Raw genomic sequence first — 13,507 nt, 5'->3', positions numbered from 1 at the left:
TCATGCAGGGGCGGTAGCCCGGGTAAGGCGTTTACGCCGCGACCCGGGATTTCCGGGCCCGGCGCCTGAGGGTGGCAGATTGAGTAGCCCGGACAGGCGCGTCAAGCGCCGCCTCCGGGAGAGTTTCATACAGCAGCGGGGATATTTCTGAAACAACGTGAGATGCAGCGATGCCCTGGCCCCCGCTGAAATCGGCGAACCGGAGGACCGAAGACAAGGGCTGGCCGCCAGGGATGGCGGACAGAGGCGAATCGAGACAGTGATGTCGAGTTGAGCCGACCGCAGGCTGAGGTCCGGGAGGTGAGCGCAGTGCGCAGCACCGATTTCTTTGCGGGACCGCGGGGATTGTAAAGGGGGAGACGGTTTTCTCCCCCTTTACCCGTTCACCTACCACGTTGAGACATTTTCTGCGGGATAATAGTGAACGGAACCCCTGCACACTTTCCCGGAGGCGGCGCTTATCGCGCCTGTCCGGGCTACCATTCCCGGAGGCGGCGCTTGACGCGCCTCTCCGCCCTACCAAACCTCAATCCCGATCGATCGCGAACGGCTGCCAGGCTTGACGTACCGGCATTACCTCGACCCGGTTGATGTTCATATGGTCCGGCAGGGTGGCGATATAAAACATCTGTTCGGCAATATCCCGCGCGCTCAGCGGCGTGGTACCGCGATACAGGTTGTCCGACGCCGCCTGGTCGCCTTTGGTGCGCACCAGGGTAAATTCCGTTTCGGCAATACCCGGCGCGAGATCGGTCACGCGCACCCCGGTCCCGAGCAGATCGCAGCGCAGGTTATAGCTGAACTGCTTCACGAAAGCCTTACTGGCGCCGTAGACGTGGCTGCCGGGATAGGGCCACTGCCCGGCGATAGAGCCAATATTGATGATGCTCGCCCCCGCGCCGTGACGAATCAGCGTCGGTAGCAGGGCATGGGTCACGTTGACCAGCCCGGTGACATTGGTGTCGATCATCGTTTTCCAGTCGTCCAGATCCACTTTCTGCGCGGGCTGCGGCGACAGCGCCAGCCCGGCGTTGTTAATCAGCGTCGTGATATCGGCGAATTCAGCGGGCAGCGCCGCCACGGCCCCGGCGACCGCATCGCTATCGCGGACGTCGAGTTCGATAATGTGCACCGGCACCTGCGAGGCGAGCTTATCCTGTAGCGCCTTCAGCCGCTCAAAACGGCGTCCGCTCAGCACCAGCGACCAGCCCGCATCGGCGAAGACCTGCGCCGCTGCTTCCCCAAAACCCGAGGTCGCCCCGGTAATAAACACCACTTTGCTCGTTGCCATTTCATTCTCCTGTGCAGGTTGTCGCTCCCACTATAAAAACCCCGCGCGCGCGGGCACAGAGCCAGTCGGCGCGCGGCGATGTGACACGGTGTCACATCATTTTCGCCTGACTGGCTCTATCCGTTTCTGCCCTGAACGACCAATGATGAGGCCAACAACAACGACATGAGAGAGGGCAGGGTATGAAGCTGGCACTACAGAACGAGGTAGCGATAAGCAATGATGAAGTTCGGCAGCTGGATCGCGCTTATGTGTTTCATTCATGGTCGATGCAGGGCAATTTACATCCGCTGGTGATCGCCGGGGCTAAAGGCTGCGAGCTGTGGGATTACGAAGGCAATACTTACCTGGATTTCAGCAGCCAGCTGGTCAACGTCAACATTGGCTATCAGCATCCGCGCGTGCTGGCGGCGATGAAAGCCCAACTGGAAGAGCTGGTGACCATCGCGCCCGCCACTGCCAACCTCGCCCGCGGCGAAGCGGCGAAGCGCATCGTCGAGCTGGCGCCGGAAGGCTTTAGCAAAGTGTTCTTCACCAACGCCGGCGCCGACGCCAACGAGAACGCCATCCGCATGGCGCGGCTCTATACCGGGCGCGATAAAGTGCTCTCCGCCTATCGCTCCTATCACGGCAACACCGGCAGCGCCATTGCCGCCACCGGCGACTGGCGCCGGGTGCCGAACGAGTATTCCCGCGGCCACGTACACTTTTTCAATCCCTACCTCTATCGCAGCGAATTTAACGCCGCGACGGAAGAGGAGGAGTGCCAGCGCGCGCTGGCCCATCTGCGGCGGATGATTGAATGCGAAGGCCCGAACGCGATAGCCGCGATTCTGCTGGAGTCGATTCCGGGCACCGCCGGGATTCTTGTCCCGCCCGAGGGCTATATGCAGGGGGTGCGGGCGCTGGCCGATGAGTTCGGTATTGTGCTGATCCTTGATGAAGTGATGGCCGGTTTTGGTCGTACCGGGAGTTGGTTTGCCTTCGAGCAGGATGGCGTGGTGCCGGATCTGGTGACTTTCGCCAAAGGGGTCAATGCGGGCTACGTCCCGGCCGGCGGCGTGCTGATTAGCGAGCCAATCGCCCGCTACTTTGATGACCATTTCTTTGCCGGGGGGCTGACCTATTCCGGCCATCCGCTGGCGATGGCGGCGATTGTCGCCACCATTGACGCGATGAAGGAAGAGAAGGTGGTGGAGAACGCGGCGACCATCGGCAACGAGGTGCTGCGTCCGGGGCTGGAGGCGCTGGCGGAGAAGCACGCGATTATCGGCAACGTGCGCGGCCGCGGTCTGTTCCAGGCGCTGGAGCTGGTCAGCTGCCGCGAACATAAAACGCCGCTGGGCGCTGCCGATATGGCGGCCATTAAAGGCGCGTTAACCGAAGCCGGCCTGCTGGCGTTTGTGGTGGAGAACCGCATTCATGTGGTGCCGCCGTGCACCATCAGCGCCGGGCAGGTGGCAAAAGGCCTGGCGATTTTTGATGCGGTATTCGCCCGCTTCGCGAACCTGGCTCAGTAAGGGGATGATTTTCCGGGTTGCGGCGTAAACGCCTTACCCGGGCGACCTTCTCGCAGATGGCGGCGAACCCGTAGCCCCGCAAGCGGGGGCGGGTTTTCAGTCTAACCGATGTTCGCCGTTCGCCAGCGCTTCGCGGTCAAAGAAGCGCTGAATCACGCCTTCCGCCATAAACGCTGCCCGGTCCGACATATGGGCAATCACATCGGCATCGTGGCTGACCAGCAGATAGGTCATTCCGTGCTCCTGCTTTAGCCGATTGAGCAGATTCAGTATTTCCGCCTGCACCGACATATCCAGCGCCGACGTTGGCTCATCCAGCAGCAGAATCTTTGGCCGCAGCAGCAGCGCGCGAGCAATCGCCACCCGCTGGCGCTGGCCGCCGGAAAGCTGGTGCGGATAGCGGCGCGCGGCGTCGGCAGGCAGCCCCACCTCTTCCAGGGCGGTGGACACCCGCTGCTCGATCTCGCCGATAGCGTGAATTTTCAGCGGCTCCGCCAGCGTACGCCATAGCGTATGATTGGGATGCAGCGAGGCGTACGGGTCCTGAAACACCATCTGTACGTTGCGCCGCAGTTCGCCCTGAAAACGCGCGCCCGGCGTAATGGCCTTATCGAACAGTTCAACGCGGCCGCGCCAGTCCCGCTGCAGCCCGGCTAATACCCGGAGAATCGTTGATTTTCCGCAGCCGGATGCGCCGATCAGGCTGAACGTTTCCCCTGCATCAACGGCAAAGCTGGCGGCGGACACCGCGGTTTTTTCAGCAAAATTCACCTGTAGATTGTTGAGATTAACGATTGCCATGCGCCGCCTCCGTCAAGTTCAGGGTTCGGTCGAGGGTCGGCAGCATCTGACCGTAAGTTTGCGCGGCCGGGCGACAGGTCCAGAGCGTACGGGTGTAGGGATGCGTCGCCGTCGGCAGATCTCGCGCCGCCATCTCATCGACCTTTTTCCCTTGATACAGGACCAGCACCCGCTGGCAGTGCTCGGCCACCAGCGGCAGGTCGTGGCTAATCAACAGCATCGCCATCCGCCGCTGTTCGCACTGCTCTACCAGCAGTTCAAGGATCTGATTGCGCAGTCGGGCATCGAGGGCTGAAGTGGGCTCATCGGCGATCAGCACCTGCGGATTATTGAGCAGCGCAAGGGCAATCATCACCCGCTGGCCCATCCCGCCGGAGAGTTCGCCAGGATAGCGGTTGAGTACCGGTAAATCCAGACCGACGGCGGCAACGGCGGCTTTGACCGCCTCCAGCCGCGCGCGGCGGCTAAGGCGCTGATGCAGAGTTAATGCCTCTTCCAGCTGCGCCTGAATGCTTTTTACCGGATTGAGCGCGTAGCGCGGATCCTGCAGCACCATCGCAATATTGTTGCCGCGTAGCGCGCGCCAGCCGCGCTCGCGAAGGGTTAATGCGTCGCGCCCCAGCACGTTGAGCGCATCGGCGCTGACGACGCCGGGCCGGCGGACCAGCCCCATCAGGGCGCGTGCGGTCATGGATTTACCGGAACCGGATTCGCCGACCAGCGCCAGTCGCTCGTTGCCGAGCGTGAAGCTTAAATGGTCCACCACTCTGGCGGTGGGATAGTCGATGGTCAGTCCCTGAACGATCAGACGAGTATCAGTCATGTTGCGGCTCCAGAACGTCGCGCAGGCCATCGCCCAGCAGGTTAAACGCCAGGCTGGCGATCAGGATGACGGCGCCAGGGGCGGCGGCGATCCACCACTGGTCAAAAATGACCTGCATGCCGTCAGCGATCATCGCGCCCCATTCCGCCATTGGCGGGCGGGCGCCGAGACCAAGGAAGCCGAGACCGGCAGCGGCGAGAATAATCCCGGCTAGATCCAGCGCCAGCCGGACGATCGCCGAGGGCAGACAGAGCGGCAGAATATGGCCAATCAGCAGACGCCAGCCGCGAATGCCCATCATCTCCGCCGCCGCCAGATAGTCGCTGTGGCGCAGGCGCTGAATTTCGCTGCGCGCCTGACGGGCGTAAGCGGGCCAGGTCGTTAGCGCCAGCGCCAGGGCGCCGTTCACCAGGCCCGGGCCGAGCATCGCGACAAACGCGAAGGCCAGAATCAGCCGCGGCATCGACATTACCACGTCGGTAAAACGCATCAGCACGCGCTCCAGCCAGCCGCCGTAATAGCCGGACAGGATCCCCACCAGCAGACCGGCGGGGAGCGTAATCGCCGTCACCAGCGCAACCAGCCCCAGCGCCGGACGGGTGCCGAAAATCAGCCTTGAGAGAAGATCGCGACCGTAGCTGTCGGTGCCGAGCCAGTGCCGCGCGCCCGGACCCTGCAGCCGCGCGGCGGCGTCCTGCCAGTTCGGGTCGAGCGGAGCCAGCCAGGGCGCAAAGAGCGCAGTCAGCAGGAGTAACGTAATGATGATCAGACCGCAAAAGGCGGCGGGAGAACGGCGCAGGCGGCGTAAAAAAAGGTAGCCAGGCATCAGCGTATCCTCGGATCGGTCAGCCGCACCAGCAGGTCGGTGAGGTTATTAATCAGCACAAAGCTCGCGCCGATCAGCAGCGTACCGCCCATAATCGCCGTGGTATCGCCGGCAAAGAGCGCGGTGGTCAGATAGCGGCCAATTCCCGGCCAGGAGAAGACGGTTTCGGTCAACACCGCCCCTTCCAGCATGGAGGTCCAGGCGAGGGCGGTCACCGTCAGCAGGGTGCCGCGGATATTGGGCAGGACGTGACGCAGCAGAATCGTCATCTCACCGGCCCCTTTGGCGCGCGCCAGCAGGATGTACTCTTTGTTCATTTCGCTCAGGCAGGCGGAACGGGTCAGGCGGGTGATGCTCGCCAGAGAGTAATAGGCCAGCAGCAGCACCGGCAGCAGCAGGTGCCCGGCGGCGTTTTTAACCGCCTCTTTATCACCCGAGAGCCAGGTATCAATGAGCGCAAAGCCGGTGCGCGGTTCGACGGTGTATTGATAAATATCGTCCAGCCGCCCCGGCCCCGGCGTCCACTGCAGTTTGGCGTAAAACAGCGCCAGCATCAGCAGGCCGAGCCAGAAGATCGGCACCGAGTTGCCGAGCAGCGTAAAGGTGCGCATCGCCAGATCCCACGGCGAGCCGACGTAGCGGGCGCAGAGAACGCCTGCGATAACGCCCGACAGCGCGCCGATAATCAACGCCAACGTGGCCAGCTCAAGGGTTGCCGGGAAAGCGGCGAGCAGGTCGTGCAGCACCGGCTGGCCGGTTGAGCTGGCGATTCCAAGATCGCCGTGGGCGAGATTCAGCAGATAGTGCCAGAACTGCAGCGGCAACGGCTGGTCGAGGCCGAGCTGGTGGCGTACCTGGTCATAGGTGGACTGACTGGCGTGGTCGCCGACGATTTGCAGCACCCGATCAACCGGCGACAGCGCAGAGAGCGCAAAGGTCACCAGCAGCAGGCCGAGCAGCGTCAGGGCCAGCGTCAGCAGTCCCTGAAACAGCGCGAGCAGGGGGCGTTTTGCGCGCCGCTCTGCTCGGGGAGGTAAAACAGCAGACATGGTTATTCCGTTGGTAAAAAGTACAGTGTTATCAGCTGGTGCGATCTGTTGTTGTAGCCCGGTCAGCGCAGCGCCAACGGGAAAACATAAGGTATCGGGGCCTGCGTTCCCGGAGGCGGCGCGTTGCGCCTGTCCGGGCTACCTGATCGTACCTGCCCCAGGCGTTATTTGGTTACCCGGTCATACCACACCATATCGGCATTGAGACCCTGCTGATAACCCTTCACGTTATCGCGAACCACAATCTGGGTTTTACCCTGATCGATAAACACGTAAGGCGAATTGCGCTGCAGTTCCTCCTGAATGTTTTTATACAGATCCTGGCGCTTCGCTGCGTCCGGCTCGGCGACTGCCGCCAGGGTCGCTTTATTCAGCTCCGGGATCTGCCAGCCGTTTAGCCCGGCGACGGTACTGGATTTACCGTCGTTGTAGGCAAAGGCGCTGGCGTTAGAATGGGCGTCGAAATAGTCAGGGATCCACAGCCGAATCGCCGCCTGATGCTGTTTGGCGCGCACGCGAGCATAGACCTGGCTACCCGCGGCCGGCAGCAAATCCACCTTCACGCCGCCCTGGGCGAAGCTCGCCTGCATCGACTGAGCAATGGTGATAAACGGCGGCTTGTTTTCGACGTCGAGGGTGAAATGCGCCTCTTTAATGCCCGCTTTAGCGAGGATGTCTTTGGCTTTTTGCGGGTTGAATGTAAACGGGTTATTCTCCAGCGCGCCCGGCAGGCCGACCGGCAGGAAGCTCTGATGGACGAAATATTGCCCTTTCAGCAAATCTTTCGTGATGCCGTTGTAATCCACCAGCCAGCGCGCCGCTTCCCAGAAGGCCGGGTTTTTCAGCAGCGGGTTAGCGCTGTTGCCGGTATTAAAGACCAGATAGTTCTGCTCAGCGGAGGGGATGCTGAGAACCTTGACGCCCGCTTTACCCTGCAGAGCCGCAATCTGGTCGGCGCCGAGATCGCGCGCCACGTCAGCATCACCCTGCTGGATGAGAAGACGACGTGAGGCCGGGTCCGGAACGTTTTTAATGATGATGCTTTTCAGCTTCGGTGCGCCGCCGGGTGCGCTGCTGTTGGCCTCCAGCACGATGGCCTGATGCGGCTGATAGACCCGCATTTTATACGCGCCGCTGCCCGCCGAGTGCATTTTCAGCCAGCCGTTGCCGAAGTCGTTATCTTTGGCGTTCGGGGCGACCTGTTTCTCATCGACGATAGAGGCGATCGGCGTGGAGAGAATATTCAGCGCCACCGCCGGGCTGACGTCGGCAGTCCAGCGTAGCGTGAGGGTATGGTCGTCTACCTTCTTCAACTGGCTGGCGATGTTATCCGGCTGCCAGCCGAGGACGTTAAGAATAAACGCCGGCGATTTGTTCAGGGTGACCGCGCGGGTGTATGAGTAAATGACATCTTCCGGGCGTAGCGGGTTACCGGAGGCGAATTTGGCGTCGGGCTTTAGCTTGATGGTCAGCGTTTTCGCCGCCGGATCGGCCTGCCAGCTTTCGGCCAGGATCGGGGTGATTTTTTCAGGGTTATCGCGGTCCGGCTGCACCAGACGCTGATAAAGGCTCGGTACCGTCTGGATGCTGGAGAGCTCGTTGGCTTCCGCCGGGTCGAGGCTGACGATATCGTCGAGGCCCTGGGCGACCACAAGGGTCCCCGGCGGCGTGGCGGCGTGAACGGCGGCGGATAACGCGGCGAGCGCCAGCAGCGGCAGCAGTTTTTTAGTCATATGCGATCCCTGAAAAAAGTTATTGTGATTATTGATGTTTCGCTACGTTAGGCCGCTTAATTACGGGCGTAAAGTCAAAGATCGGCTAAGTTTATTCTTAAAAAGCATAAGCAAGACCAATGGGTTATGACGATCGATCGTACCGGGCATCTTCCGCCCGTTCGGCTTTCTTGCTATAACAATTTGATAACAATACGGGAGGGATAAGCGTGCCGGAAATTAATGAATTTGGTCAGCAGGTCAACGATCGCGTGCCCGGGTGGCGGGGGGCGGGGTTTCTGCGCCGCACGGCGTTAAATGGCCGCTATTGCCGACTGGAGCCGCTGGATACCGACCGGCACGCGGCGGATCTGTTTGCTGCCTATGCTCTCGGCGACGACAGTGACTGGACGTGGCTGGCGAGCACGCGTCCGCAGAGCGTTGAGTCAACGGCGAACTGGATCACCGGCAAGGTTATGGATGACGGACTGGTGCCCTACGCGGTTGTCGATCTGCGCTGCGAGCGAGCCGTCGGGCTGGTCAGCTATATGGCGATTGAGCGGGCGATGGGCACGGTGGAGATTGGCCACGTCACCTGGTCGCGGGCGATGAAAAATACGCCGCTCGGCACCGAGGCGGTCTGGCTGCTGCTGCAAAATGGTTTTGCCCATGGCTATCGTCGACTGGAGTGGAAGTGCGATTCAATGAATATTGCTTCCCGCCGCGCCGCCGACCGACTGGGATTCACCTGGGAAGGACGACTTCGCCAGAGGATGGTGCGTAAAGGACGAACCCGCGATAGCGATATGCTGTCGATTATCGACAGCGAATGGCCCGCGCGCGATGCGGCGCTGCGGGCCTGGCTGGCGCCGGAGAATTTTGATGCTAATGGACGGCAGATAAAGCGGCTGGAAGATTTTCGCTAGTTTTCCCTCTCCCGGAGGGAGAGGGAGCCGTTCGGCGCAAACGTTGCCTCCCGGCACAGGGCCTGAGGGGGCTACTGATGCGGTTTTCGCCCTCGCCCCGTTGGGGAGAGGGCGGGGTGACGGGAACCGCCTCTTACCGGCGAACCGGCGCGCCGTTCGCCACGTAATACGCCGCCGTGCTCTTCGGCAGCGGCTGACGGCCACGAATGGCATCAGCCATTTTTTCGCCAATCATAATTGTGGTCGCGTTAAGGTTGCCGGTAATAATCTGCGGCATGATCGAGGCGTCGACCACGCGCAGGCCTTCCAGTCCGTGAACCCGACCTTCGCCATCGACCACCGCCATCTCGTCATAGCCCATTTTACAGGTGCCGCACGGATGGAAGGCGGTTTCCGCATGATTGCGCACGAACTCATCCAGCTCGGCATCGCTCTGGCACTCCGCACCCGGGCTGATCTCCCGGCCGCGATAGTTATCCAGCGCCGGCTGATGCATGATTTCGCGGGTAATCCGAATCGCATCGCGAAACTCCTGCCAGTCCTGTTCGCTGGACATATAGTTAAACAGAATCGCCGGATGTTCGTGCGGATCGCGCGATTTCAGCCGCACGTGGCCGCGACTCGGGGAGCGCATAGAGCCGACGTGGCACTGGAAGCCGTGCTCTTTCACCGCGTTTGAGCCGTTGTAGTTAATCGCGACCGGCAGGAAGTGATACTGAATATTCGGCCACGTAAAGGCTTCCCGGCTGCGAATAAATCCGCCCGCTTCAAACTGGTTGCTGGCGCCGATGCCGGTTCCGCCGAACAGCCATTCGGCGCCGATTTTCGGCTGGTTCCACCACTGCAGCGCCGGGTAAAGCGACACCGGCTCTTTGCATTCGTACTGCAGATACATCTCCAGATGATCCTGCAAGTTTTCCCCGACGCCCGGCAGGGCGTGTACCAGCGGAATATCGAACTGGCGCAACAGTTCCGGGCTGCCGACGCCGGATCGCTGCAGAATTTGCGGCGAAGCGATAGCCCCCGCGCAGAGCAGCACTTCTTTATTGGCGGTCGCTTTCGACGGCGCGGTGCTGTCGCCCTCCAGCCACTCGACGCCGACGGCGCGCTTGCCGGCAAAAATAATATGATCGGTCAGCGCATGGGTGCGAATAGTCAGATTGGGACGCGCGCGCGCCTGGTCGAGATAGCCGCGCGCGGTGCTGGCGCGGCGTCCCTGCGGCGTCACGGTACGATCCATCGGGCCAAATCCCTCCTGCTGGTAGCCGTTAAGATCGTCGGTGCGCGGATAGCCAGCCTGTACGCCAGCTTCAATCATCGCGTGGAACAGCGGATTATTGCCCTGCTTTGGCGTGGTGACGCTGACCGGGCCGTCGCCGCCGTGGTAATCGTTGGCGCCGATATCGCGGGATTCTGCTTTGCGGTAATAGGGCAGGCAGTCCAGGTAGCTCCAGTGCTCAAGCCCCGGCGCCGAGGCCCAGTTATCAAGATCCATAGCGTTGCCGCGGATATAGCACATGCCGTTGATTAACGAGGATCCGCCGAGTCCCTTACCGCGTCCGCACTCCATGCGGCGATGGTTCATATGCGGTTCAGGCTCGGTCTCGTAGGCCCAGTTATAGCGACGCCCCTGTAGAGGAAACGCCAGCGCGGCGGGCATCTGGGTGCGGAAGTCGAAACGGTAATCCGGGCCGCCCGCTTCCAGCAGCAGGACGGTGGTGTCAGGATCTTCCGTCAGTCGTGTAGCCAGTACGTTGCCGGCGGAACCGGCACCAATAATAATGTAGTCAAACTGCAAAAATGACCTCCTGGTTAAAATATGGATTGAAACTGACCCATCTCAACCTGGATGGATTTTATCTGGGTGTAGCTGTGCAGCGTCTGTACGCCGTTTTCGCGGCCAATCCCGGAGTGCTTGTAGCCGCCGACCGGCATCTCCGCAGGGGATTCGCCCCAGGTGTTGATCCAGCAGATCCCGGCCTCCAGCCGATGAATCAGACGATGGGCGCGGTTTAAATCCGGCGTGACGACGCCAGCGGCGAGGCCGTATTCGGTGGCATTGGCGCGGCGAACCGCTTCTTCCTCATCGTCGTAGCTCAGAATCGACATCACCGGGCCGAAGATCTCTTCGCGGACGATGGTCATCTGGTCATCGCAGTCGGTAAATACCGTCGGGGCGACCCATGCCCCGTGGTCGAAGCCTTCCCCTTTCAGCACTTCGCCGCCGCAGAGCAGGCGCGCGCCTTCTTGTTTACCCGTCTCGATGTAGCGCAGCACGTTCTCGCGGTGCGGGAAGCTCACCAGCGGTCCGAAGTTGGTGCTTTCAGCAAACAGATCGCCGGGGCGGATACGCGCCACGCGGGCGAGGACTTTCTCTTCAAATACCGCTTTCAGGCGCGCCGGAACGAATACCCGGGTGCCGTTGGTGCAGACCTGGCCTGAACTGTAGAAGTTAGCCATCATCGCGATGTCGGCGGCGAGGTCGAGGTTGGCGTCTTCGCAGACGATCAGCGGTGATTTGCCGCCCAGCTCCATAGTCACTTCCTTCAGTGAGGAGGCGGCGGAGTTGGCCATCACTTTTTTGCCGCTGGCGACGCCGCCGGTAAAGGAGATTTTGGCGATGTCCGGGTGCTCGGTGAGATACTGGCCGGTTTCGGCGCCGGTGCCCGGCAGCACGTTAAATACGCCCGCCGGGAGTCCCGCTTCGCGGTAAATTTCCGCCAGCTTCAGGGCGGTGAGCGGGGTGACTTCACTCGGCTTAAAGATCATCGCGTTCCCGGCCGCCAGCGCCGGGGCTGATTTCCATAAGGCGATCTGGATCGGGTAGTTCCAGGCACCGATCCCGGCGACGACGCCCAGCGGTTCCCGGCGGGTATAGACGAATGAACTTTCGCGTAACGGGATCTGGCTCCCTTCCAGCGCCGGGATCAGGCCCGCGTAGTACTCCAGGACATCAGCGCCGGTGACGATATCGACGGCGGCGGTTTCGCTCAGCGGTTTGCCGGTATCGAGAGTTTCCAGACGCGCCAGTTCGTCGTTGCGCTCGCGCAGAATGTCGACCGCTTTACGCAAAATGCGCGAACGTTCCATGGCGCTCATCGCCGCCCAGATTTTTTGCCCTTTTTGGGCGCTCTTTACCGCCCGGTCGACGTCTTCGCGACCGGCGGCCTGGACGGTCGCCAGCACTTCCCCGTTGGCGGGGTTAATCGTCTCGAAGGTTTTACCGCTGGTGGCGGAAACATAACCACCGTCGATGTAAAGCTGCTGTTCGGCCATTCGGGACATGGGTCCTCCATTATTGAGAAGTCGGTGGCAGATATTTGCTGATGAAGTGCTCGGCGAGCGTTTCGGCGCGGGCTTTATCGAGCGGTTTACCGCTCAGCGCCGCGCGTAGCCACAGCCCGTCGATCAGCGCGGCGAGACCGTATCCGGCCTCCTGCGCCTCTTCGCGCGGCAGGGCGCGCTGAAACTCATAGACGATATTCGACAGCAGTCGTCGGCTGCTGACCTGCTGCAGGCGATAGAGCATCGGCTGATGCATGCTGCTGGCCCAAAAGGCGAGCCAGGCCTTCATTGCCGCGCTGCTTATCTGACTCTCGTCGAAGTTGCCGGCCACGATGGCGCGCAGGCGTTCCCGCGGGCCGGCCCCGGGCAGGGCGTGCAGGCGGCTCAACACCGCCTGGCGCAGCTGGCCGGTGATATCGCGCATCGTCGCCTCCAGCAGGCCGTTCTTATCTTTGAAATAGTGGCTGATGATGCCGGTCGATACGCCAGCACGTCGGGCGATCTGCGCGACGGTGGCATCGTGCATTCCCACTTCATTGATGGCGGCCAGGGTCGCGTCAATCAGCTGCCGCTGCCGTATCGGTTGCATCCCCAGTTTGGGCATTTCTCAGACTCCATTCATCAGCTTTGTTTATCTATTAAAGCGGTTTTTGATTGGACGTTCAATATAAAATGTGTCTTAATTGTTGCCGATTTTGGTTTTAATAGTTGCAAAAAAAGTAAGGAGAATGGATGACAGACCTTTCGCCGAGCAGAGAAAAGGACAAAATCAATCCGGTGGTTTTTTATACCTCCGCCGGACTGATTTTGTTGTTTTCCCTGATGACTCTCTTCTTCAGCGATTTTTCCGCGGCCTGGATTGGCCGTACCCTGAACTGGGTTTCAAAGACCTTCGGCTGGTACTATTTGCTGGCGGCAACGCTGTATATCGTGTTTGTGGTGTGCATCGCCTGCTCGCGTTTCGGTTCGGTGAAGCTCGGGCCGGAGCACTCGAAGCCGGAGTTTAGCGTCATGAGCTGGGCGGCAATGCTGTTCGCCGCCGGTATCGGTATCGACCTGATGTTTTTCTCCGTCGCCGAACCGGTGACCCAGTATATGCAGCCGCCGGAAGGGGCGGGGCAGACCATGGAGGCGGCGCGCCAGGCGATGGTATGGACGTTGTTTCACTACGGGCTGACCGGCTGGTCGATGTATGCCCTGATGGGGATGGCGCTGGGATACTTTAGCTATCGTTATAATTTACCCCTGACCATCCGCTCCGCGCTCTATCCGAT

At 61.0% G+C, this 13,507-nt stretch carries 12 protein-coding genes; 3 read left to right on the top strand and 9 right to left on the bottom strand.

The window, feature by feature from the left end; translation table 11 throughout:
- Positions 1-526 precede the first annotated feature (526 nt).
- On the bottom strand, positions 527-1,291 hold the full coding sequence (locus tag ACSIPU_RS09155) for an SDR family NAD(P)-dependent oxidoreductase (RefSeq protein ID WP_004100028.1): 765 nt from the start codon (positions 1,289-1,291) through the stop codon (positions 527-529).
- Positions 1,292-1,473: 182 nt separating this feature from the next.
- Between ACSIPU_RS09155 and ACSIPU_RS09150 the strand changes: the two genes are divergently transcribed.
- Positions 1,474-2,811, top strand: coding sequence for an aspartate aminotransferase family protein (locus ACSIPU_RS09150; protein ID WP_196557934.1), 1,338 nt, complete (start codon positions 1,474-1,476; stop codon positions 2,809-2,811).
- 96 nt (positions 2,812-2,907) lie between these two features.
- Here ACSIPU_RS09150 and ACSIPU_RS09145 read toward each other — a convergent pair whose 3' ends face one another.
- The 5 genes from ACSIPU_RS09145 to ACSIPU_RS09125 form a co-directional block, all read right to left on the bottom strand.
- Positions 2,908-3,612 carry an ABC transporter ATP-binding protein gene (locus tag ACSIPU_RS09145; protein ID WP_004100030.1) on the bottom strand — a complete coding sequence of 235 codons (705 nt, stop codon included), beginning with the start codon at positions 3,610-3,612 and terminating at the stop codon, positions 2,908-2,910.
- Positions 3,599-4,435, bottom strand: a complete 837-nt coding sequence (locus tag ACSIPU_RS09140; RefSeq protein ID WP_023320527.1) for an ABC transporter ATP-binding protein — start codon at positions 4,433-4,435, stop codon at positions 3,599-3,601. The genes ACSIPU_RS09145 and ACSIPU_RS09140 overlap by 14 nt, the downstream gene beginning before the upstream one ends.
- Positions 4,428-5,261: an ABC transporter permease gene (locus tag ACSIPU_RS09135; RefSeq protein WP_004100032.1), complete on the bottom strand. Its 834-nt coding sequence runs from the start codon at positions 5,259-5,261 to the stop codon at positions 4,428-4,430. The genes ACSIPU_RS09140 and ACSIPU_RS09135 overlap by 8 nt, the downstream gene beginning before the upstream one ends.
- Complete coding sequence (locus ACSIPU_RS09130; RefSeq protein WP_004100034.1) at positions 5,261-6,310, bottom strand: ABC transporter permease; 1,050 nt, start codon at positions 6,308-6,310, stop codon at positions 5,261-5,263. Before ACSIPU_RS09130 ends, ACSIPU_RS09135 begins: the two co-directional genes overlap by 1 nt.
- 164 nt (positions 6,311-6,474) lie before the next feature.
- Entirely contained in the window at positions 6,475-8,043 is a 1,569-nt protein-coding gene (locus ACSIPU_RS09125; protein ID WP_004100036.1) for an ABC transporter substrate-binding protein, read from the bottom strand.
- Positions 8,044-8,252: 209 nt separating this feature from the next.
- Between ACSIPU_RS09125 and ACSIPU_RS09120 the strand changes: the two genes are divergently transcribed.
- A complete protein-coding gene (locus tag ACSIPU_RS09120) occupies positions 8,253-8,948 on the top strand; it encodes a GNAT family N-acetyltransferase (protein WP_004100037.1) in 696 nt (231 codons plus the stop codon).
- A 133-nt stretch (positions 8,949-9,081) separates the two neighbouring features.
- On the opposite strand, the gene betA is transcribed toward ACSIPU_RS09120, so the two are convergent.
- From betA to betI, 3 genes are read right to left on the bottom strand one after another with little or no spacing between them, the layout of a single operon-like run.
- Positions 9,082-10,746 (bottom strand): choline dehydrogenase, encoded by a 1,665-nt coding sequence (gene betA, locus ACSIPU_RS09115; protein WP_017146393.1) that lies wholly within the window; start codon positions 10,744-10,746, stop codon positions 9,082-9,084.
- 14 nt (positions 10,747-10,760) lie between these two features.
- Positions 10,761-12,233 (bottom strand): betaine-aldehyde dehydrogenase, encoded by a 1,473-nt coding sequence (betB, locus tag ACSIPU_RS09110; protein WP_196557932.1) that lies wholly within the window; start codon positions 12,231-12,233, stop codon positions 10,761-10,763.
- 10 nt (positions 12,234-12,243) lie between these two features.
- On the bottom strand, positions 12,244-12,837 hold the full coding sequence (gene betI / locus ACSIPU_RS09105; protein WP_004111216.1) for a transcriptional regulator BetI: 594 nt from the start codon (positions 12,835-12,837) through the stop codon (positions 12,244-12,246).
- 128 nt (positions 12,838-12,965) lie between these two features.
- On the opposite strand from betI, the gene ACSIPU_RS09100 reads away from it, so the two are divergent.
- A partial coding sequence (locus tag ACSIPU_RS09100; RefSeq protein ID WP_435321888.1) for a BCCT family transporter occupies positions 12,966-13,507 on the top strand: 542 nt, incomplete at its 3' end.

It is taken from the genome of Klebsiella sp. HN106, from assembly GCF_051209435.1.
GTDB classification, from domain to species: domain Bacteria; phylum Pseudomonadota; class Gammaproteobacteria; order Enterobacterales; family Enterobacteriaceae; genus Klebsiella; species Klebsiella oxytoca.
The sequence above is the reverse complement of the archived record's forward strand: the minus strand, read 5'-3'. Positions and strand labels throughout refer to the sequence as shown.